Source organism: Streptomyces sp. NPDC048269, assembly GCF_040652395.1.
Taxonomy (GTDB): domain Bacteria; phylum Actinomycetota; class Actinomycetes; order Streptomycetales; family Streptomycetaceae; genus Streptomyces.
Genome location: NZ_JBEZLW010000036.1, coordinates 41,305 through 61,618 on the forward strand (window position 1 = coordinate 41,305; position 20,314 = coordinate 61,618).

16 protein-coding genes and 4 pseudogenes are annotated in these 20,314 nt (G+C 71.0%); 8 read left to right on the top strand and 12 right to left on the bottom strand.

Annotated features, from left to right (window positions below):
- Positions 1-44: 44 nt before the first annotated feature.
- From AB0D48_RS28695 to AB0D48_RS28710, 4 genes are all read right to left on the bottom strand, one after another.
- Positions 45-407 carry a hypothetical protein gene (locus AB0D48_RS28695; RefSeq protein WP_362403083.1) on the bottom strand — a complete coding sequence of 121 codons (363 nt, stop codon included), beginning with the start codon at positions 405-407 and terminating at the stop codon, positions 45-47.
- A gap of 20 nt (positions 408-427) precedes the next feature.
- Positions 428-1,936, bottom strand: a complete 1,509-nt coding sequence (locus tag AB0D48_RS28700; protein ID WP_362403086.1) for an amidase — start codon at positions 1,934-1,936, stop codon at positions 428-430.
- Positions 1,933-2,934 (bottom strand): nitronate monooxygenase, encoded by a 1,002-nt coding sequence (locus AB0D48_RS28705; protein WP_362403089.1) that lies wholly within the window; start codon positions 2,932-2,934, stop codon positions 1,933-1,935. Before AB0D48_RS28705 ends, AB0D48_RS28700 begins: the two co-directional genes overlap by 4 nt.
- Positions 2,935-3,012: 78 nt before the next feature.
- Complete coding sequence (locus AB0D48_RS28710) at positions 3,013-4,296, bottom strand: NAD(P)/FAD-dependent oxidoreductase (RefSeq protein WP_362403091.1); 1,284 nt, start codon at positions 4,294-4,296, stop codon at positions 3,013-3,015.
- A gap of 118 nt (positions 4,297-4,414) precedes the next feature.
- Between AB0D48_RS28710 and AB0D48_RS28715 the strand changes: the two genes are divergently transcribed.
- Positions 4,415-7,069 (top strand): AAA family ATPase, encoded by a 2,655-nt coding sequence (locus AB0D48_RS28715; protein WP_362403094.1) that lies wholly within the window; start codon positions 4,415-4,417, stop codon positions 7,067-7,069.
- 312 nt (positions 7,070-7,381) lie between these two features.
- Here AB0D48_RS28715 and AB0D48_RS28720 read toward each other — a convergent pair whose 3' ends face one another.
- On the bottom strand, positions 7,382-8,248 hold the full coding sequence (locus AB0D48_RS28720; RefSeq protein WP_362403097.1) for an NmrA family NAD(P)-binding protein: 867 nt from the start codon (positions 8,246-8,248) through the stop codon (positions 7,382-7,384).
- A gap of 373 nt (positions 8,249-8,621) precedes the next feature.
- Here AB0D48_RS28720 and AB0D48_RS28725 point away from each other — a divergent pair, with 373 nt between their 5' ends.
- On the top strand, positions 8,622-10,727 hold the full coding sequence (locus AB0D48_RS28725) for a SpoIIE family protein phosphatase (RefSeq protein WP_362403100.1): 2,106 nt from the start codon (positions 8,622-8,624) through the stop codon (positions 10,725-10,727).
- Positions 10,728-10,853: 126 nt separating this feature from the next.
- Here the strand turns inward: AB0D48_RS28725 and AB0D48_RS28730 are convergent, their stop codons facing one another.
- From AB0D48_RS28730 to AB0D48_RS28740, 3 genes and pseudogenes are all read right to left on the bottom strand, one after another.
- Positions 10,854-11,129: a hypothetical protein gene (locus AB0D48_RS28730; protein WP_362403103.1), complete on the bottom strand. Its 276-nt coding sequence runs from the start codon at positions 11,127-11,129 to the stop codon at positions 10,854-10,856.
- 338 nt (positions 11,130-11,467) lie between these two features.
- Positions 11,468-11,627: pseudogene (locus AB0D48_RS28735) on the bottom strand (serine hydrolase); the annotation flags it as partial.
- A gap of 84 nt (positions 11,628-11,711) precedes the next feature.
- Positions 11,712-12,497, bottom strand: a pseudogene (locus tag AB0D48_RS28740) (NAD-dependent epimerase/dehydratase family protein); the annotation flags it as partial.
- Positions 12,498-12,517: 20 nt separating this feature from the next.
- Between AB0D48_RS28740 and AB0D48_RS28745 the strand changes: the two are divergent.
- Positions 12,518-13,087 (top strand): CGNR zinc finger domain-containing protein, encoded by a 570-nt coding sequence (locus AB0D48_RS28745; protein WP_362403130.1) that lies wholly within the window; start codon positions 12,518-12,520, stop codon positions 13,085-13,087.
- A 14-nt stretch (positions 13,088-13,101) separates the two neighbouring features.
- The gene (locus AB0D48_RS28750; protein WP_362403106.1) at positions 13,102-13,545 is read left to right on the top strand and encodes an SRPBCC family protein; all 444 of its coding nucleotides are present in this window, start codon (positions 13,102-13,104) and stop codon (positions 13,543-13,545) included.
- A 9-nt stretch (positions 13,546-13,554) separates the two neighbouring features.
- Here AB0D48_RS28750 and AB0D48_RS28755 read toward each other — a convergent pair whose 3' ends face one another.
- Positions 13,555-13,836, bottom strand: coding sequence for a TfoX/Sxy family protein (locus AB0D48_RS28755; RefSeq protein WP_362403109.1), 282 nt, complete (start codon positions 13,834-13,836; stop codon positions 13,555-13,557).
- Between the two features lie 359 nt (positions 13,837-14,195).
- Here AB0D48_RS28755 and AB0D48_RS28760 point away from each other — a divergent pair.
- Positions 14,196-15,427: pseudogene (locus tag AB0D48_RS28760) on the top strand (SulP family inorganic anion transporter).
- Between the two features lie 31 nt (positions 15,428-15,458).
- Here the strand turns inward: AB0D48_RS28760 and AB0D48_RS28765 are convergent.
- Complete coding sequence (locus AB0D48_RS28765; RefSeq protein ID WP_362403112.1) at positions 15,459-15,656, bottom strand: hypothetical protein; 198 nt, start codon at positions 15,654-15,656, stop codon at positions 15,459-15,461.
- 201 nt (positions 15,657-15,857) lie between these two features.
- Between AB0D48_RS28765 and AB0D48_RS28770 the strand changes: the two genes are divergently transcribed.
- The 3 genes from AB0D48_RS28770 to AB0D48_RS28780 are packed head-to-tail and all read left to right on the top strand — an operon-like array spanning position 15,858 to position 18,881.
- Positions 15,858-17,123 (top strand): sodium:proton antiporter, encoded by a 1,266-nt coding sequence (locus tag AB0D48_RS28770; protein ID WP_362403115.1) that lies wholly within the window; start codon positions 15,858-15,860, stop codon positions 17,121-17,123.
- Positions 17,110-17,583 carry a CBS domain-containing protein gene (locus tag AB0D48_RS28775; RefSeq protein ID WP_362403118.1) on the top strand — a complete coding sequence of 158 codons (474 nt, stop codon included), beginning with the start codon at positions 17,110-17,112 and terminating at the stop codon, positions 17,581-17,583. The genes AB0D48_RS28770 and AB0D48_RS28775 overlap by 14 nt, the downstream gene beginning before the upstream one ends.
- Positions 17,580-18,881: an ArsB/NhaD family transporter gene (locus AB0D48_RS28780; protein ID WP_362403121.1), complete on the top strand. Its 1,302-nt coding sequence runs from the start codon at positions 17,580-17,582 to the stop codon at positions 18,879-18,881. Before AB0D48_RS28775 ends, AB0D48_RS28780 begins: the two co-directional genes overlap by 4 nt.
- A gap of 69 nt (positions 18,882-18,950) precedes the next feature.
- On the opposite strand, the gene AB0D48_RS28785 is transcribed toward AB0D48_RS28780, so the two are convergent.
- Together AB0D48_RS28785 and AB0D48_RS28790 are read right to left on the bottom strand one after the other, a co-directional pair.
- Entirely contained in the window at positions 18,951-19,247 is a 297-nt protein-coding gene (locus tag AB0D48_RS28785; protein ID WP_362403124.1) for a hypothetical protein, read from the bottom strand.
- Between the two features lie 122 nt (positions 19,248-19,369).
- Positions 19,370-19,806, bottom strand: a pseudogene (locus tag AB0D48_RS28790) (SAM-dependent methyltransferase); the annotation flags it as partial.
- Between the last annotated feature and the right edge of the window lie 508 nt (positions 19,807-20,314).

Below are 20,314 nucleotides of genomic sequence, written 5' to 3' on the forward strand. Positions count from 1 at the left end.
TGGCGACAGTCCTACGGGGCTGGTGTGAACATGAGCGGCCCGGGTCAGCCCTGTGCCTTGATGTGGTCGATGACGGTGGTGAAGGCTTCGGTGGGTGAGAAGTCCACGTATTCGCAGTCCTCGAGTGCCACGGGGGCGTGCCCGGGCGGCCAGTAGAAGGCCTGGCCCGCTTCGTAGATCTCCTCCCCGTCCTTCGTCACCATCTTCAGCCGCCCTTTGAGCATGTAGCCCCAGTGAGGGCAGGCGCAGAGGCCGTCGGGCAGGCCGGTCAGGGCCGGCCTCATATCGGCGCCTTGCGGGAACCGGACGAAGGCCACGGACAGGTCTTCTCCGATCGCTTGGGTACGGAGCTCGACGCCTCCGCCTTCGATCACGACCGGTGTGTCATCCCGTGTCGTCGCCGTCATGGCCGTCTCCATTCGCTGGGCTACGGGGAGTGTCCTTCCTCCAGGCTGGCCCCGGCGGCCGGATCGCGCCACGTCGGCGTGGTGGGTCGGTCCGGGCGGCGGTCGGCCCAGGGGCGGGCTTGTTCGAGCTGGGCTGCGAGGCGCAGGAGGGTTGCCTCGTCGCCGACGCGGCCGAGGAAGTGGACGCCGATGGGCAGGCCGCTGCCGGACCAGTACAGGGGTACGGACATGGCGGGGGCGCCGGTGATGTTGGCGACGATGGCGGGGAAGGCGACGAAGGGGGCGCTCCGCTCGGCGGCGCGCAGTGGTTCGTCCTCTGTGGAGGTCATCTCGCCCAGGAGGATTGGTGGTTGGGCCACGGTCGGGGTGAGCCAGGTGTCGTAGCGGCTGAGGAAGCGGGCGGTGGTTCGGGCGAAGTGCTGGAGTGTGGTGACGGCGAGGAGGTAGTCGCCGCCGGTGAGGCGCAGGCCGCGCTCCCAGTACGCCCGGGTGAGGGGTTCGAGCTCGTCGGGGCCGGGTTCGCGGCCGAGTTCGCGGATCCAGTAGGCGAGGATCCAGGACAGGCCGGCGCCGTAGACGGCGCCGATGGCGTCGCCGACGTCCGGGGTGAGGCCTGGCAGGTCGGCTTCGACGAGTTCGTGGCCCAGTCCGGCGAGGAGCCCGAGGGCGTCGTCCAGGGCCGCGAGACAGTCGGCGTGCACGCGGTGGCCGTCCGCCGGGCGCCTGCTGAACGCGATGCGTAGTCGCCCCGGTTCGTGGTGGACCTGGTCGGCGAACGGCCCCGGCGTCGCCGGGGCCGGGTAGGGGTCGCCCGGCTCGGGCCCGGCGACGGCGTCCAGGAGTGCGGCGGAATCCCGTACCGAGCGGGTCAGGGCGTGTTCGCAGGCCCAGCCGCCGAAGGCGTCCCCGTAGGCGGCGCCGAGCGGCACCCGGGCCCGGTTGGGTTTGAGGCCGAACAGCCCGCAGCAGGAGGCGGGGAACCGGATGGAGCCGCCGACGTCGTTGCCGTGTGCCGCGGGGACCATCCGGGCGGCGACGGCGGCCGCGGATCCGCCGCTGGAGCCTCCGGTGGTCCGGGTGGTGTCCCACGGATTGCGGGTCGGCCCGTACAGGACGGACTCGCAGGTCGGGCTCATGCCGAACTCCGGCGTGGCGGTCTTGCCGAGGATGACGAGCCCGGCGGCGCGCAGCCTTCGTACGAGCTCCTGGTCGTGCGGGGAGACGTGGTCGCGCAGGAAGGCCGATCCCTCGTGGAAGGGCACGCCCTCCTGCTCGGTGATGAGGTCCTTGAGCAGGTAGGGGACCCCGGTGAGCGGGCCCTCCGGCAGACCGGCCTTGACCTGGTTCAGGGCCTTCTCGAACACCGGTGTGACGACGGCGTTGAGCTGCGGGTCGATGGCTTCGATGCGGGTGATGGCCGCCGTGACGAGGTCCTCGGCGGTGGCTTCTCCGGTACGAACGAGCTGCGCCTGGGCGGTGGCGTCGAGCGCGGTCAGGGCTTCCACGTCTCCGGGGCTGAGGGCCGTCATGGCCTTGGGACGATGGCGCGGGCCGCTGCCGCCAGCGCCGCCTCGGCTTCCCTTACGGTCCGGCGGACGATCTCGCCGGCGGGCAGGATCTCGTGCACGAGGGCAGTCGACTGGCCGGTCAAGGGGAGGTACTCCTCGCCACCGCCGGCCCGGATCGCGGCCATCACACGGGGCACGATCTCCGCGGGGTCCACCTGTTCGGGGTGCTCGCGCAGCGCGTCCACCAGGGGGGTGCGAAGGCAGCGCGGCACCCCCGCACTGCCGGGGAGGGTGAACGGCGGCAGGATCCGCTCACTGCCCACGGCCTTCACCGCGTCCGAGGCGGCGGACTCGACGATCCGGCTCTTCCAGGCCTGCGACACGCTCATCTCCTGCGACGCGAGGAAGCGTGTCCCCATCGACACCCCCTGCGCCCCCAGGGTCAGCGCCGCGGCCAGGCCACGGCCGTCGGCGATCCCGCCGGCCGCGAGGACGGGTACCTCACCCGCCATGTCGACGACATCGGGGACCATCACCATCGTGCCGACATCCCCGCCCTGCCCGCCGGCCTCGCCGCCCTGCGCGACGATCACATCCGCTCCGGCCCGGAGAGCCTCGTCGGCCTGACCGCGGCTGGAGACCTGCTGGATCCAGAGGATGCCGGCATCGTGCGCCCGGGCGATCAGGCCGGGCGGCACCGCCACGTGGAAGGAGATCGCTGCCGGGCGCTCCTCGATCGTGGCCTGGAACGCCTCCTCGTCGAAGGGGCGGCTCGTGTGATTGATCGCGAAAGGACGGTCCGTCAGCCGCCGCAGCCGAGCCCACTGCTCCCGCAGTTCCGGGAGGGGCCGCACCGCCGTGCCGAGGCCGCCGAGGCCGCCGGCTCCGCACACTGCGGCCGCGAGATCGACCTCGTCCCAGGGGCCGAAGGGCGCGCAGACGATCGGGGCATCGATACCGAGAAGGCGGCATACCGGGGTGGTCAGCATCAGGACCTCCAGGGAGCTCGCGAGGATCATGCTGCGAGCGGCCGTGGCACGGGCTTCTCCGTCCCATCATCGCGTACGCCGCGCTCCCGGGCCTCGTGAAGGAACCCGTCATGCTCGGCCGGAAGGATCGGGAGCAGCCGCCGGGCGCCGTCCCCACGGCCCGGGCGCCCGGGATCCGACCGCGGCCCGGATCATGACCTTGGGGTTCAGCAGTACCGAGGGGGGCGCTGCCCGCATCGCGAACGCCGCGAGCCGACGGGAGATGTCCGGTTCGGACACGGCTGCCGCGCGGATCGCCCGCTGGAGCCAGCTGGGTGGCCGGGCGAGTGCTTCCCGCCGGCCCAGGGCGTCGTACGTGTCGATGAACCTGTGTGCCCGGCGGTAGTCGCGCAGCGCGCGGTGCAGGTCCCGGCCCTGGGCCAAAGGCTCGGCGGTCGCGTCGGCCAGCCACGCGGCACTGCGGAACGCCCAGCCGCAGCCCACGGCCGGAACCGGGTCCGAGGCGGTGGCCGCGTCGCCGATCAGGGCCAGCCCGGGCCGCGGTGTGGGGTCCCGGCGTATGCACGGGTAGTCGGTGGTGCCGATGAGGTTCGACACCTGCCGGGCGCCGACGAGGGAGGGCCCGTCCGGCAGGCACGCGACGAACCGGTCGAACGCGCCCTGCCGCTCGGCGGTGAACTCGGGCAGCCGGTCCTTCGCCGGGAAGACACCCACCTGGGTGAGCCCGTCGTCGACACGGATACAGACGGCGACGTCCCGGCCCACGGGCCAGACCTGGCCGTCGCCGGGGCCGTTCATCGTCGCGCCCTCGTAGTACGTCCAGAACAGGAAACGCTCGTTCGGGGCCTGGTCCTCGGGGACCTCCGCGAGCCGGGCGACGGTGGAGTGGTGGCCGTCCGCGCCGACGACCAGACGGGCCCGGAATTCGGTGCGCCCGGCCTCGCGCCCGGGCTCGCCGCTCACGGTGACCACACCCCGTATGCCGCCGGCATCGTGCTGGAGGAGGTCGACGACGCGGTGTCCCAGCAGGAGGTCCACGCCCGGGGTCGCAGCGGCGATCTCCCGCAGCAGCGGGTCCAGCTTGCCGCGGCGCAGGCTGATCGCCGGCGGAACCGTACTGTCCGCCCGGGGAACGATCCAGCCGTGCTCCGTCCACATGCCCAGTCCGCTCGTCACGGCCGCACCGTGCGCGACCATGGGCTGCCAGAAATCGAGTCGCCGCAGGACGTCGTGCGTGCCGCCGAGCACGAAGTGGCCGCACAGTGTCTTGTGCGCCTGGGGGCTGCGATGCCGTTCGACGAGTGCCACGCGCAGCCCGGCCCGGCCGTACGCCGTGGCCGCCGTGCAGCCCGCGATGCTCGCGCCGACAATGATCACGTCGTAGTCGTCCATGACTGCCTCCGCCGCTGCGTTCCGTTCCGTTCCTTCGGTCATGACGCAGCATGCGCAGCCGGGCCGGCCGCGGACCTCGGTAGTCGCTACCCAACCTCGTGGCGGCGCCCTGCCTACCATGGGCAAGGTGACGGTCGGCCCCTGCACGCTCGAGGAGCGGGACGGCGAGATCGAGTCGCTGACCCGCTGGTGGCGTCAGGCGTGCGCCGGCACCGGACGGCTCGTTCTCGTCGGCGGTGACGCGGGGGCGGGCAAGACCGTCCTGGTCGAGGAGTTCGGCCGGAGGCTGGGTGATGTGCGCCTGCTCCGTGGCAGCTGCGAACCCCTCACCACGCCGATTGCGTTCGGTCCGCTGCGCGACATGGCCCACAGCCTGTCGCCGCCGCTGCGGCAGAAGCTCACCGGCCCGGCCGATCCGGTGGAGGCACGCCACCTGATGCTCGACGAGTTGCGGGGCGGCGCAGGCCCCACCCTCGTGGTGTTCGACGACGCGCACTGGGCCGACGAGGCCACGCTGGACCTGCTGCGTTTCCTGGGCCGCCGCATCGAGGCCTGCCCGGCCATGCTCGTCGTGGTCTACCGGCAGGACGAAGTGGGGGCACGCCACCCCCTGCGCGTCCTGGCCGGGGACTTCGCGGCCCTTCCTGTCGTACGCCGGCTGACCGTGCCGATGCTGTCCGAGGCGGCCGTGGCACGGCTCGCCGAGGGAACGGACATCGACCCGGCCGAGCTGTACCGCCGCACGGGCGGCAACGCGTTCTTCGTGACCCAGGTACTGGGGGACGGCCGGGCCACCGTTCCCCCCACGGTCCGGGACGCGGTGCTCGCGCGCGCCGCCCGCCTGGGGCCGGGTGCACGGGAGGCGCTCGATGCCCTCGCCTGTCTCGGGAACCGGGCAGCCCCATGGCTGGTGGAGGCGGTCTCGGGCCGGGCGGCTGACGACCTCGACGCCTGCGTGGACCGCGGGCTGGTCGCCGCCGATGACGGTGCGGTCACGTTCCGCCACGAGCTGGTCCGTGTCGCGGTCATGGAGGCGATCCCGCCGGGACGCGCGGCGGCCTTGCACCGGCGCGCACTGGCCGTCCTCGGGGCACGGCCGCCCGGCGAAGTGGAACCGGCGCGGCTCGCCGATCACGCAGAGCGTGCCGACGACCGGGCCGCCGTGCTCGCCTACGCACCCCTCGCGGCACAACGGGCATCCACGCTGGGGGCTCACACGGAGGCCGCGGCACACCTCCGCCGCGCACTCGAAGTGTTCCCGGGCAGCCCGGACGCGGACCGGGCCGGGCTCCTGGAGGAACTCGGCCGGCAGTGTCATCTCGCCGACGACCTCGACGGCGCCCTGCGCGCCCGGCAGGAGGCCGTCGAGGCGTGGCGGGAGGTCGGCGACGACCTTCGGCGGGGCGGGGCGCTGGTCGGGCTGGCGATCACCGCGGCGCACCTGGCCCGGGAGATCCCGCTCGGCGAGAAGGCCTGCGACGAGGCACTCGCACTGCTGGCGGGGCAGCCACCGGGACCCGAGTACGCGCTCGCCTGCGCCATCCGCGGCAAGCTCTCCGCAATGGCGTTCCGCAACGCCGACGCGGTCGCGTGGGGCGAGCGGCTCCTCGCGATGGCCGGCGAGGGCACCGGACCGCTGGAACGGGCGCTCGCGCTGCTGCCCATCGGCATCGGCCGCGCCCAGGACGGCGACGTGTCCGGCCTCGACCTGATCGCGGAGAGCGTCCGCCTGGCGCGCGAAGCATCCGCAAACGATCAGGCCGGCCTCGGCTACTTCTGGCTCCAGCTGATCTGCGTGACCCGCCGCTGGTACCGGGAGGCCGAGCGGTGGTACGCGGAGGCCCTCTCCTTCACCGAAGAACACGGCCAGGAGGTGTGGCGCCAGTGGCTGCGTGCCTTCCGGTCGAGGGCGCTCCTCGACCAGGGCCGGTGGGACGAGGCCGAGGCGCTCGCCTCGGAGGTGCTGCGCACGGCTGGCGTGGACGACGGGCGCAGGATGATAGCCATGGTGGTGCTGGGCCGGCTGCGCTCCCGCCGAGGTGACTCCGATCCCCGCCCCCTGCTGGCCCGGGTCCGTTCGGTCATGGTCACCGCCGAGCCGGTCGTCGGCTGGATCATCGGATCCACTCCGGCGCTGGCGGAAGCCGCGGCGTACACCGGCGACCTCGATCAGGTACGCGCGGTGGTCACCCCGGCCCTGGCCACCGCCGAGGAGCAGGGCGAGCCATGGCTGCTTGGCGAGCTGGCCTACTTGCTCTCGCGCGCCGACCGACCGGGCGAGGTCCAGGCGCGGGCAGCAGAACCGTACCGGCTCCAGCTGTCGGGCCGCCCGCGCGAGTCGGCAGAGCGTTGGCAGGAGATCGGCTGCCCCTACGAGGCCGCGCTCGCGCTCGCCGACACCACCGACGAAGGGATGCTGCGCGAGGCACTTGCGGCCTTCGACCGCCTGGGAGCCCGCCCGATGCGCGACATCACAGCCCGCCGCCTGCGCCGGCTCGGCGTGCGCGACATCCCCAGGCGCCCGTCCCGCGGTGCCGGCCCAGACGGGCTGAGTACCCGCGAGCGGGAGGTGCTCACCCTCTTGGCCGACGGACTCCGCAACGCAGAGATCGCCGACGAGCTGATCTTGTCGCGGCGCACCGTGGAGCACCACGTCGCCGCCGTGTTGCGCAAGCTCGGAGTGGCGAACCGGTCGGAAGCCGCTCGATACGCCCGGCGAAACGACGTGACCGCTCGCCGACCCGTCGTGCCCCCATCGCCCCTGACACCGTGATCGTCTTCTACCGGAACGCCAACGTCACCCCCGTCGCAGCCTGACATGCCGTCACGCGTGAGGCCCCGGCGACCTCTCGGTGGCCGAGGGGTTTCGTCCGTTCACTGCTCCGAGTGGGTCCGGTCGGTCAAGGCCCACGGTGTCCTTGCGAAGGCGCCGTGGGAGAGGGGGTGACCCCGGGCCCAGCCCCGGCGAGTGCCGCAGCGGCAACACCATCAGGTCGGCCACGTCGGTCCCCGGTGCTGATCCCGAATGCGGCGAGGCCCTGTGCCTGGACCCACTCTGCCGCGCGGGCTGCGTCCTGCTGCGGCATCAGCGGGTCAGGAGCGGTGCCATGAGGTCGTGGGCGAAGTCGGCGACGGGCCGTGGGTCGTGCCCGGTCAGTTGGCGCACGGAGTCGGTGGTGTCGGCAGCGATGCCTTCCCTGAGCATCTGGAAGGTGCCCATCACCCCCTCGGCGAGCCACGGCGGCAGGCCCGCCTCGAGCATGCCGGCCAGGGCCGCCTCGTCGGGTACGGCGACATACTCGACCGTCCGTCCGAGGGCGGTGGAGAGCTGGCGGGCGACCTCGGTGAAGGTCATGGCCTCCGGGCCGGTGATCAGGTGGGTCTCTCCGTCCCCCCTCTGCCCGCAGAGCGCCGCGACCGCGCAGGCGGCCACGTCACGGGGGTCGATCATGGCGACGCGGGCGTCGTCTGCGGGCAGGAAGATCCGCCCGGCCTGCCCGATCGTCGGCAGTGAACCGAGGAGGTTCGACATCAGGAAGCCGGACCGGAGAATCACGAAGGGGATCCCCGCCGAGCGCAGGCGGTGCTCGATGCGGCCGTGCTGATCGGCGAACGTCTGCGCGGCCCCCACTTCGGCGCCGACCGTGGACAGCAGGACGATCTGCCGGACACCGGCCGTCGCTGCGGCCTCGATCGCGTTTGCCGCGTTCTCGACCTGCCGCGGGTCGTTGGCGCAGCTCAGGAAGGCCTGCTCGGCGCCAACGAAGGCGGCACGGAGCGAATCGCGATCGCTGAAGTCCCCCTGCGCAAGGTCGGCGCCGGGGCCGAGCACGGCAGTGGCTCGTTCCAGGTTGCGGGTGAGCGCGCGGTAGGGGATGCCGCGCCGGCCCAGTTCGCTCACCACGTGTCGCCCGACGTTCCCGGTCGCGCCGGTCACCACTACGGTCGTCATCTCGTCGCGTCCTCACGCCGGTACGGGGCCTTCCACCCACGTTGTGCGCCACGACCGTCCTGAGCCCCTCAGGACACGCGCGGGTTCACCCGTCAGGACCCCTGGGCGGGCTACCCCGCCGGAATGGGAGGCCTGGTGCTGCTCCAGGCTGCCTCGGGCATTCCGGTCTGGTTCGGGTCGCGCTGAATCGGCCGGCTTCGCCCTCGAGGAAGCGGCGCAAGGACATCCAGCCACGGAAGGATCTCGTCCTATGGTGCGGTCGGCCAATCCGGGGGGACCATGGAACCCGAAGCGCCCACAGACGCAGGAGCCAGGCAGGGCCGGCGTCAGCGGACGGCCCGCGCGATGCCGGCAGGCGGAAGGAGAGCCTGCGATGAGCGCAGCCGAGGCACGTCGGGCCGATGCCGGCCGGCCGGAGGAGGGTGCGCCGGAGCCGAGCGGGCTGATGGACCTCCTCGGTGTCGCCGCCGTGCTGCTGAACGCTGATGGGCGGATCGTCCTGTGGAGCCCGCAGGCCGAGGACCTCTACGGCTACTCCGCCGAGGAGGCGCTCGGGCAGTACGCGGCGCCACTGCTCGTCCATGAACAGCACTGGGAACTGATGAGCAAGCTGTTCGCCCATGTCATGGGGACAGGCGAGAGCTGGGCCGGAGCGTTCCCCGTTCGGCACAAGGACGGCAGCACTCGACTGGTCGAGTTCCGCAACATGCGCCTGCTGGACGACCGCGGCAACTTCTACGCCCTCGGGCTCGCCGCCGACGAGACGACGTTGCGCGAGCTGGAGCGGGACGTCGCCCTGTCCACGCGGCTGATCTCACAATCCCCCATCGGGCTGGCGATCCTCGACACCGATCTGCGGTACGTGGCGGTCAACCCGGCCCTGGAGCGGATGCACGGCCTACCCGTGAAGGACCACCTCGGCCGGCACTACCGCGAGATCATGACCGCCGCGAAGTTCGGGGTGCCCGAGGCCGCGATGAGGGAAGTCCTGAAGACCGGGATTCCGATGGTTGACCAATCCACCATCGTCGGCCGCACACCCGGCGACCCGGATCAGCACGCCTGGTCGATCTCCCTGTACCGGCTGGAGGACCCCCAGGGCCGGGTCCTCGGCGTGGCCGACCTGGTGGTCGACGTCACCGACCGGTATCAGGCGGCCATGGAGGCCGCAGAGGCCCGGCGGCGCCTGGCCCTGATCGCCGACGGCTCCGCCCGGATCGGCACCACCCTGGACGTGGAACAGACCGCCCGCGAGCTGGCCGAAGTCGTCGTTCCCGAGCTCGCCGACGTCGTCGCGGTCGACGTGCTTAACTCCGTCCTGGACGAACACCGCCCAGGCCCTGCTCCCCGAGACGGCCCGGAGCTCTTTCGCGCGCTCGCGGTGAAGGCCGCCTACCCCACGGAAGCGTTCCAGGCCGCCGACCCGCCCGGCGAGATTGCCGCCTACGCCGCCGACCGCGTGGCCACCGAGACCGTACGCACCGGGCAGCCACAGCTCATCGCCCACGCCGACGACACCGACCTGGCACGCATCGCCCGGGACAGCCACGCCGCCGGCCTTCTGGCCCGCGCCGGCGTGCACTCCTACATGTCGGTCCCGCTCACCGCACGCGGCCACGTCCTCGGCTTCCTGGGCCTCACTCGGGCCCGCAACCCGGCGCCCTTCGGCGAGGACGACCTCTCCCTCGCCGCCGAACTCGCCGCCCGCGCCGCCGTGTGCATCGACAACGCCCGCGCACACCAGAGCGTGCGCAACGCCGCCGAAACCCTGCAGCGCAGCCTGCTCCCCAGCCACCCGCCGCACCTTCCCGGACTGCAGATCGCCTCCCGGTACCGGCCCGCGCAGGCCACGTACGAGATCGGCGGCGACTGGTACGACGTCTTCCCCCTCGACCGCGACAGGACCGCACTCGTCGTGGGCGACGTCATGGGCAGCGGCATCGACGCCGCCGCCGCCATGGGCCGCCTACGCACCGCCACCAGCGCCTTCGCCGACCTCAACCTCGACCCCGACCAGCTCCTCCAGCACCTCGACAAGATCACCTCAGGGCTGGAGCACTACATCGCCACCTGCGTCTACGCCGTCTACGACCCCCACCGTGCCGAATGCCACATCGCCAACGCCGGCCACCTACCGCCCGCCCTCGTACGCAGCGGCAAGCACCCCGAACTCCTCGACCTGCCCACCGGCACCCCGCTCGGAGTCGGCGGAGCCCTCTTCGAGACCACCACCTTCGGCCTCGGCATCGGCGACCAGCTGGTCTTGTACACCGACGGACTGGTCGAAACCCGCCACCATCCCATCGATGAACGACTCGAAACCCTCCTCGCCCTGCTCGACGTGCCCGACGATTCCCTGGAAGAGACCTGCGACCGGCTCCTACGCGAACTCCGGCGTCCCGACGACCCAGATGACGTCGCCCTGCTCATCTGCCGTACGCAACCCTTCACACGTGGTGCTGATCCCCCACAGAGCTGATCCCGGAGCCACCACCTTGCGGCTGGTGATGCCCAGCTCGCCCGGACATCGCTCCACTTGCGCACCACGCAGACACTCGGCGGCCAGCACCCCGACGACACACGTCGGCACGGAGATCTAACGGTCCTACTGGCGGGGGAGCCGGGCCTTGATCAAGTACTCGGCTTCCTCGGACAGTCGCGCACGCCGGCCTTCTTCGTCGGCGATCTCGATCTCCCCCCGCAGGGCCAACTCCGTGCGCAGTACGGTCGTTCCCGGGACAGGTACCCGCTGACCTGGCTTCTCCGTGAACGGCTGCAGCTCTGCTGCCAGGGCCTTCGCATCGTCCGATGCGCTCCGGCGCAGCGAAAGGAAGACCCGGGCCAGCCAGTCCGCGGGGATCTGCACCATGAAGTCGGTCATGCAGGTGTAACGACCAGCCCAGGTGGTCCGTGTCGCTCGACCGCCCGAGCGGCCCAAGGGTGCCGAGGGGCCGGTGGTCCCACACCGTCTCCCGCCCCCCGGGCGACGTGACTGAGGCTTCGAGGGGCGAGGAGTCGGCGGATGCCCGCCGTTCAGGGAGGGCCGCGATGCCCTGGCGGGCGCCTCCATTTGACACCACCCGAGCCATCACAACGCTCACCCTGTGGTCTGAGTGCTGTATTTGCACCTGATCGGATGATCTGTGCCTGGGCGGGGATCTGGGCCAGCGGGCCTTGACCCCGGATTTCGAACACGTCTATCCGGCTTGGGCCAGCGTGCGGGGTTAGGGCTCCGGTTCGGACGCGGAGGGAGTCCTTGGTCCAGGTGGGACCGAAGGCGGCCTGGGCGGGGGCGAGCATGTGGCGGAGGGAAGAGGGCGAGGTCGTCGAGGGCGGAGAAGGCGCCGGCGATGCCGCAGTCGCCGCCGAGGAGGCGTGCCCGGCGGCTGCCGCTTCGAACTCACTCTCCCCGCACCTGTGTAGGCCTTGCCGCTCCGGCCGACGACGTCGACCGGATCCCGGCTCAGCCGGTCGCAACCGCCGAAGCACGCTGGCCGGCCCGCGCGAACTCGGCCATACCGTCGGTGAAACCGACCATCGGGCGCCAGCCCAGCTCCATGCGGAGGCGGGCGGAGTCGGCGGTGATGTGCCGTACGTCGCCGAGGCGGAACTCGCCCGTCACCACCGGGGCGGGTCCGCCGTGCGCCGTGGCCAGCGCGGCAGCCATCTCGCCGACCGTGTGGGGCTCCCCGCTGCCGGTGTTGTACACGGCGAGCACGCCCGCCTGTCGGGCACCGACCGCCTCCAGTGCCACCGCATTGGCCGCGGCCACGTCCGTGACGTGGACGAAGTCCCTTCGCTGCGCGCCGTCCTCGTAGACCCGGGGTGCCTCGCCCCGGGCGAGGGAGGAGCGGAAGAAGGAGGCCACGCCGGCGTACGGGGTGTCGCGCGGCATGCCCGGCCCGTACACGTTGTGGTAGCGCAGCGACACCGCACGGCCCGCCACGCACCGGGCCCAGCTCGCCGCGAGATGCTCCTGAGCCAGTTTCGTCGTCGCGTACACGTTCCGCGGATCCGTCGGGGCGTCCTCGGCGACCAGGCCTGGCGCGAGTTCGGCCCCGCAGTCGGGGCAGCGGGGTTCGAACCGGCCGGCCGTCAGGTCCTCGGTCCGACGCAGCCCGGGGCGTACCGTCCCGTGCCGTTCGCAGGTGTACCGGCCCTCCCCGTTGACCACCATCGATCCGGCGAGCACGAGTTCCCGCACCCCGGCGGTCGCCATCTCCGCCAGCAGCATCGCCGTCCCGAGATCGGGAGGGCGTACACGACGCGATCGCCGACCCCGACGCGGCCGTCGCGTGGCTGCGGGCCGTCAGCCCCCGACTGACACCCGCCGCCCCCGCGGTCGGTGCCTGGCTCGACGCCGAACGGCCTGCGGGAGCGGAAGAGACCGCTGTTCTGCTGCGCGGCTTGAGGGACGCATTGCGCAGACTCGCCGCCGAGGCGACCGAGGACCCGAGGTCGGACGCGCAATCGGCCACCGGCACCCGGGACGCAGCCCTCGCGGCACTGAACGAGGCGTGCAGCGTGACACCGGTGTGGGCGACGCTCCACTGGCCTTCGGGTGGGGACCCGGCCCGCATCGTGCGCACCAGCGACCTCGCGGGGCAGGCGGTGGTCGCCGTGCTCGCCGTGCTCGCCGTGCTCGCCGGACAAGCCGTCGACCTGTTCACCGGCGACATGCGACCGCAGCTGCGTGCCTGCCTGGCGCCGGGCTGCGTGCTCTACTTCGTGAAGCAGCACCCCCGCCGCGAATGGTGCTCGGCCGGCTGCGGCAACCGTGCCCGTGTCGCCCGCCACTACCAGCGCCACCGGGGCACCAAGACCGCCCCCGAGTCCTGAGCGGAGGCTCTCCGATGAAGGTCGACGTGCTGACCGAGGCCGTGATCGCCGCCCCGTCCGACAAGGTCGCCGCCTACGCGGCCGACCCCACGCACGCACCCGAGTGGTACGCGAACATCACCTCCGTCGACTGGCGGACGCCGCCGCCGTTGGCTGTCGGCTCCAGGGTCGCGTTCGTCGCCCGCTTCATCGGCAGGCGGCTGGCCTACACATACGAGATCACCGCGTACGAGCCCGGGCGCCGACTGGTGATGCGCACGGACGAAGGCCCCTTCCCCATGGAGACCACCTACACCTGGGAGCCGTACGGGGAAGGCTCGAACCGCACGCGCATGACGCTGCGCAACCGGGGCGAGCCCAGTGGGTTCGCCTCCCTCGGCGCCACCGTGATGGCGGCGGCCATGCGCCGCGCCCAGCACAAGGACCTGGCGGCACTCAAGGCGCTGCTGGAGCAGTGAGTACGGATCTCACTTGGGCGGCAGCGTGTCCGCGAACGCCACTGCCGTCGTGAGCCAGTGGTCCAGCACCGCATCCTCCGCCAGGGCCCGGCCGCTGACCGTCACCCAGCCGCGCATCGGGCGACCGGTGAAGTCCATGGGCCGGGCCTCCGGGCGGGCGAGAGCCTGTTCGGTCCCGTCCGGACCCACACGGGCGATGACCTCGTCGCCGGACACGCCCACGGTCATGTTGCCGTGCAGCAGGAACGCGAGACCGCCGAACATCCGTCTCGGTGACGGCGGGCTGCTCACCGAGCCGCTCCCGGATCCGCTGGGCCAGTCCTTCGTCGTACGTCATGCACCCACTGTCCTGAGCGGTACGGGTGCCCGCGCGCCGGGCACCGCCGCGACGTGCCGGTGCGGGCGGTGCTCGGCCCCGCCGAGCAGGATGATCCACGGGGTAGGGTTTCCGGAGGCAGGGTGGTCATCGACCTCCCTGCCGTTCCACGTCGCGGCCGCCGGTGATGCCAGCCGCCCGGAGGCATCCGGAGGTGCCTCGGCGGCGCCTCCGCCCCCTGCCGCGCACCCCGTTCTGTCAACGAGGTGCCCCAGCCCGACAGGCCCTGACCCTTGCTCGCTTCCCCGATGTCCGCCGTCGCGCGCATCGTGACCTGCGTCCCGACTGGCTGTCCGATCCCCGCGTGTGGCGTACGGAGGTGCTCGCCGGCCTCGTCTGGCGGTCGGGCTGGCGCTGATTCCCGAGGCGATCTCTTTCTCGATCATCGCCGGTGTGGACCCGGCCGTCGGGCTCTTCGCCTCGTTCGCGATGGCTAGGGTCATCTCCGTCGTGGGCGGTCGGCGCGCGATGATCTCCGCCGCCACGGGTGCCGTGGCGCTCGTGATCGCTCCGCTGAACAGGGAGCACGGCTTCGGCTACCTGATCGCGGCGGTAATCCTGGCAGGCGTCTTCCAGATCGTGCTGGGGGTCCTCGGCGTGGCCAGGCTTATGCGGTTCGTCCCCCGCTCGGCCATGGTCGGCTTCGTCAACTCCCTCCTCGCCATTCTGATCTTCATGGCGCAAGTGCCTGAGCTGAGCGACGTCCCGTCGCCGGTGTACCCGCTCGTCGAGGCCGGTCTCGCGCTCATGGTGTTCCTCCCGCGGCTGACCACGCTGGTTCCGGCACCGCTGGTCTCCATCGTCATCCTCACGGTGATCACCGTGGCCGCCGGGATCGCGGTGCCCACCGTGGGCGACAAGGGTGACCTGCCGAGTTCCCTTTCCGTGCCGGGCCTGCCCGACGTCCCGTTCACCCTGGACACGCTGACGACCATCGCCCCGTATGCCTTCGCCATGGCGCTGGTGGGCCTCATGGAGTCGTTCATGACGGCACAGCTGGTCGATGAGATCACCGACAGCCGTTCCTCGAAGACTCGCGAGTCCGTCGGTCAGGGCGTGGCCAACATCGTCACCGGATTCTTCGGAGGCATGGGCGGCTGCGCGATGATCGGACAGACAATGATCAACGTGAAGGTGTCAGGCGCACGCACCCGGCTCTCCACGTTCCTCGCCGGTGCGTTCCTGATGGTGCTGTGCGTCGTGTTCGGCCCGGTCGTCTCCCACATCCCCATGGCCGCTCTGGTCGCCGTCATGGTGATGGTCTGCTTCGCCCTCTTCTTCGCCTCGGCCAACGACCTCGTCGGTCGGTTCGACTACGCCGGGGACCCCGACAGCGTCGTCATCGACCTCTCGGACGCGCACGTCTGGGACGCGTCCTCCGTCGCTGTGCTCGACGCCGTCGAGAAGAAGTACGCGGCGCGCGGCAAGACGGTCGAGATCACGGGTCTCAACCCCGCCAGCGCCGACCTCCACGCCCGGCCCACGGGCTCGGTCTCCGGTCCCTGACCCGACGGACGAGGAATGAGGCTCTTGCGGCTCAGCGCTTCCCCGTGCCCGACCCCAGCATGACCAGGCCGGTGATCAGGAAGGCCAGGCCGGCCACCAACTCCGGGAAGCCGTCGTGGCGAAGGGCGTACGTGGCGCCGCCCGCCACGGTGAACGCGGATCCCGCGAGAACCGCGGTGACGGCCATGCGGAACTCGGTGAGGGCGCGGAACGCCGGGTTTCTATTCATTCGTTCCTTTCTGGGGACCCGCTCAGACCAGAGCGCGGTGCATCCGATTTGTATGCCGGAGTCCGGCAGGGAGCAGACGGACACGCTTCTGTCGGGGACCCGTTAAAGAGCCGTAAGGAATGTATAAAGTAGCCGCTGGTGTGCCGGGAAGCCTGGTCGGCGAACAGGGATGACTCTCTTCGCAGATCGGGGCTCGAAGCCATGGTGCTCGTCTTTGTGTTCGGTATCGCTCTGCTCGTCGCGGTGCTGTTGTCCGGGCTCGCCGCGCGGACCGTGCTCTCGACCTCGCTGCTGTTCCTGTTGGGTGGGGCCTTGGTCGGCGAGGGTTTCCTCGGGCTGATCCACATCACCTCGGACAGCGAGATCGTGGGCGTGACAGCGGATCTGGTCCTGTTCGCCGTGCTGTTCACGGACGGCATGTACGTCTCCCTGCCTGCATTGCGCCGGAACTGGAAGAACCCCGCGAGGGCGTTGGGCCTCGGAATGCCACTGGCGATGGCAGGCATGGCGCTGATCACGCACTACCTCGTCGGGCTGGACTGGTCGACCTCGTTCCTGGTCGGGGCCGTGCTCGCCCCCACCGACCCGGTGTTCGCCTCGGCGATCGTCGGGCGCAAGGAGGTCCCGGCGAAGCTGCGCCAGCTGCTCAACGTGGAGAGCGGCATCAACGACGGCCTCGCCCTGCCCGTCGTCCTCATCCTGATCGCCGCCGCAGGCCCCACCTCCGGGAAGGCGCAGGCATCCGTCGGGGAGATCGCCCTGGAGCTCGCCATGGGCCTGGCCTTGGGGGTCGTCCTGCCGCTCGCCGTGGCCTGGCTGGTGCGCCGGCACCTCCTCGGTGCGGAACCCAAGCTGCATCAGCTGCTGCCGCTGGCGACCGGGGTCGTCCTCTACGCTGCGTGCCACCTGACCCACGCCAACCCTTACCTGGCGGCGTTCTCCGCCGGCGCCGTGCTCGCCTCGGTCTCGCCGGAGGCGAAGACCGCTTTTGAGCCCCTCGGGGAGGCGCTGGCCGAAGTCTCGAAGTTCGCGGCCCTGCTCGTCTTCGGCGCCCTGCTGACCCCGGCCCTGTTCGGAGACCTGTCAATGGGCGGCTACGCGGCAGTCGTGCTGGCCATCGCGCTGATCCGGCCGGCGTCGTTGCTCGTGTCGCTGCTGGGCGCACGGATCGACAGGCGCGAGAAGCTGGTTGCCGCCTGGTTCGGCCCCAAGGGCTTCGCCTCCGTGGTCTACGGCCTCCTCGTACTCCAGGCCGGGATTCCACAGGGCCAGGAGGCGTACACATTGATCGCCGTCTGCATCGCCTTCTCGATCATCGCCCACAGCAGCACCGACGTGCCCATCGCCCGTCTCTTCCACGTCGACGCCCTCGCGGGCATGCCGAACGACGCCGACCACCGGAACCAGACCCGCCTCCCCCACCCGTACGACACGCCCGATCAGGAGAAGCACCATGCCAGCCCGTGATCTCGCAGAGCCCTACCCCCACGTGACCACCGACGTCCCGGCCGTCGACGCGGCGCGGCTGCTGGCGGAACAGAACCTGCCCGCCCTGCTGGTGCTCGACACCGACGGCATCCCCTACGCCGTAGTACCCGGTTCCCAGGTGGTCGGACAGTTGGTGCCCGAATACGTGAGGGAGGACCCGCTGCTCGCCGCCGTGATCGACGAGCGGCACGCGGACGCGCTCGCCGAGGGACTGGCGGGCCGGACGGTCGCCGAGTGGCTGCCGCGCCGGACGTTCAAGCCCCTGTTCGTCGCCCCGGACGCGGGGGTACTCCAGATCGCCGCCGTGATGGCCCGCGCGCACGTACCGCTCGTCGCCGTCGTCGAGCGCGACAGAGGCGGGGAGCGCGGGCATCTGGTCGGGGTCGTGACGGCCGCGGCCCTGATGCGGCACTTCCTCGCCGCAGGGGAGCAAGCGTGAGCGACTGGCACAGCTGGGCCGCGATCGCCGTCTTCGCCGGCGCGTACGCGCTGATTATCAGCGAGAAGGTGCACCGCGTGGCCGCGGCCTTGGGCGGGGCCGGGCTGATGCTGGCCATCGGTGCCACCGATGACGGCGCAGCCTTCCATTCCGATGAGACCGGCATCGACTGGAACGTCATCTTCCTCCTCATGGGCATGATGATGATCGTCGGAGTGCTGAGGCGAACCGGGCTCTTCGAGTACCTGGCGATCTGGTCGGTGAAGAAGGCCAGGGCCCGGCCCTTCCGGGTGATGGCCATGCTGATCGTCATGACGGCGCTGGCCTCGGCACTGCTCGACAACGTCACCACCGTGCTGCTCGTGGCACCCGTGACACTGCTGGTCTGCGACCGGCTGCGGCTGTCCCCCGTACCCTTCCTGATCGCCGAAGTCCTGGCCTCGAACATCGGGGGCACGGCCACCCTCGTCGGTGACCCGCGGAACATCATCATCGCCAGCCGGGCCGGGCTCACCTTCAACGACTTCCTGGTGCACCTCGCCCCGCTGTGCGTCGTGCTCGTGGGCGTACTGGTGCTTCTGTGCCGGGTGATGTTCGCGAAGCACTTCGTCTACGACGAGAAGCGCGCGGCTGAGCTCATGGACCTTCGCGAACGCGAGGCGATCACCGAACCTCGGCTCCTGGCTCAAGGCCTCGGCGTCCTCGCGCTCGTCGTGGCGGGCTTCGTCCTGCACCCGGTGCTGCACTACGAGCCGAGCGTCGTGGCCCTGCTCGGCGCGGGCCTGCTCATCGCGATCTCCAAGGTCGAGACGGGGGAGATCCTCGGCGAGGTGGAGTGGCCCACCCTCGCCTTCTTCGCAGGGTTGTTCGTCATGGTCGGGGCGCTGATCGAGACCGGTGTCATCGGAAGCCTGGCAGGCTCCCTCGCGGATGCGATCGGCGGTGACGCACTCGGCGGATCCATGATGCTCCTGGGTGGATCCGCGGTCCTCTCGGGGATCATTGACAACATCCCTTACGTGGCCACGATGGCTCCGATCACCAGCGAGCTGGTCGGCGACATGGGTGGCGACCCCGACCACGTGATGTGGTGGGCGCTCGCGCTGGGCGCCGACCTCGGAGGCAACGCCACCGCCGTCGGAGCTTCCGCCAACGTCGTGGTGCTCGGCATCGCCGAACGCAACCGCCACCCCATCAGCTTCTGGGAATTCACCAAGTACGGCCTCGTGGTCACGATGGCGACCGTCGCCCTCTGCGCCCTCTACCTGTGGTTGCGCTACTTCGCCCTCGCCGGGTGAGCATCGTCATCGGCTCGTGGGCAGCCCGGCTGTTGGACCGCTAAGGCTTAGGCGACACCCGACTTGAAATCAGGTGCCGGAGTTGTCGACGAACCCCACGACATCGAGGTATTCGATTTTGGGCGGGACGCCATAAATCCCCGTCACCTTGCCGACGAGCTCCTCCGTGAAGAAGGTGCGGCCTTTTTCCTCGTCATCCCACACGTAGAAGTTCCTTGCCCGAACACCGTCTTCGTCGAGCATGAAACTCTTGAAGCGAAGGCCGGCCATGCCTTCGAACGGTGCCCGGAGTTCGCCGGCAATCCTTGCGAGAGTTGCACGATCGAACTTGTCGGTCTGCGTAAAAGTCACGAGCACGCCGATCATCGGGCCTCCTGTCGATCCAGTGATGCTAGCGGCGGAGCCTAGTACACGCGGCCGGAAATTCTGGGCGTTAGGCCGCGAGTGGGAGGTGCGGCTCGCGGTCCGCTATTCGGGCCAGGAGCGCGTCGCTCGTCCACACCGCCGGAAGCGGTCTCCACGATCAGCAGCCCCTGGCCGTGGACGAGGTCCCTGATCCGCCGCAAGAGCCTGCAGGGGTCGCCGCCGATGCCGATGTTCCCGTCGATGAGCAGGGCCGTTCCCCACGTGCCCTCACCGGGAATCGGATCGAACACCGAACAGTGCAGTGCGGCGCCACCCCGGCGCACCGTGGTGATCACGGCGGACGGCGACACGTCGATCCCGAGTGTGCAGTGCCCGCGGTGGAGCAGCGCCTCGACCAGCCGGCCGGCCCCGCCCCCGATGTCCAGTACGCGGCCCTTGCAACGGCGCAGCACGGCGTGATCACCGGCGTCCGCTCGCGCGCACCGCCTCTCGAGACATCCAGGGGACAGCACCAACCGTCCGCATCGCGCAGTGACAGATCACCCCGCCGGGTGTGCATTGCCTCTGCGTAGGGGCCGTTGTTCCAGGCCCTCAGCGGTACGGAGCGGCCCAGAACCAGAGGTGCTCACACAGGCTCCCTATGAGCGACAGGGGCCGCCGCAGTCCGGGGCGGGCGGCGGCCATCCTCCATGCATCGCCACAAACGCCGGGATGGGCGGGGCAGTGGCGGCCGATTCCATCGAACGGCCCTCTCCGGATTCCTGGCGCTGGATCCCTGGAGCCGCCGCGGTGGGTCACCGGGGCCGACGGTCCCGGCCCAGGGCGAACGTGACGAGGATCCCGGCGAGCGCGCCGGCCCTCGTCTACGAGGACGACGAGGGGAGACGGGCGGCTCAGCCCGCCGCAGGGGCCAGGGCCGGGTCGGAGAAGAACACCGAAGGAGCGGTCACCCCGGCGATCACCCGGGCGAACCCGTCCATCGTCTCTTGCCGCTGCGCGATGGCGCCGAACATCTGCTGCATCTCCGGGGTCGGCGGGTCGAGGTTGGCGAAGTCGGCGGTGAACTC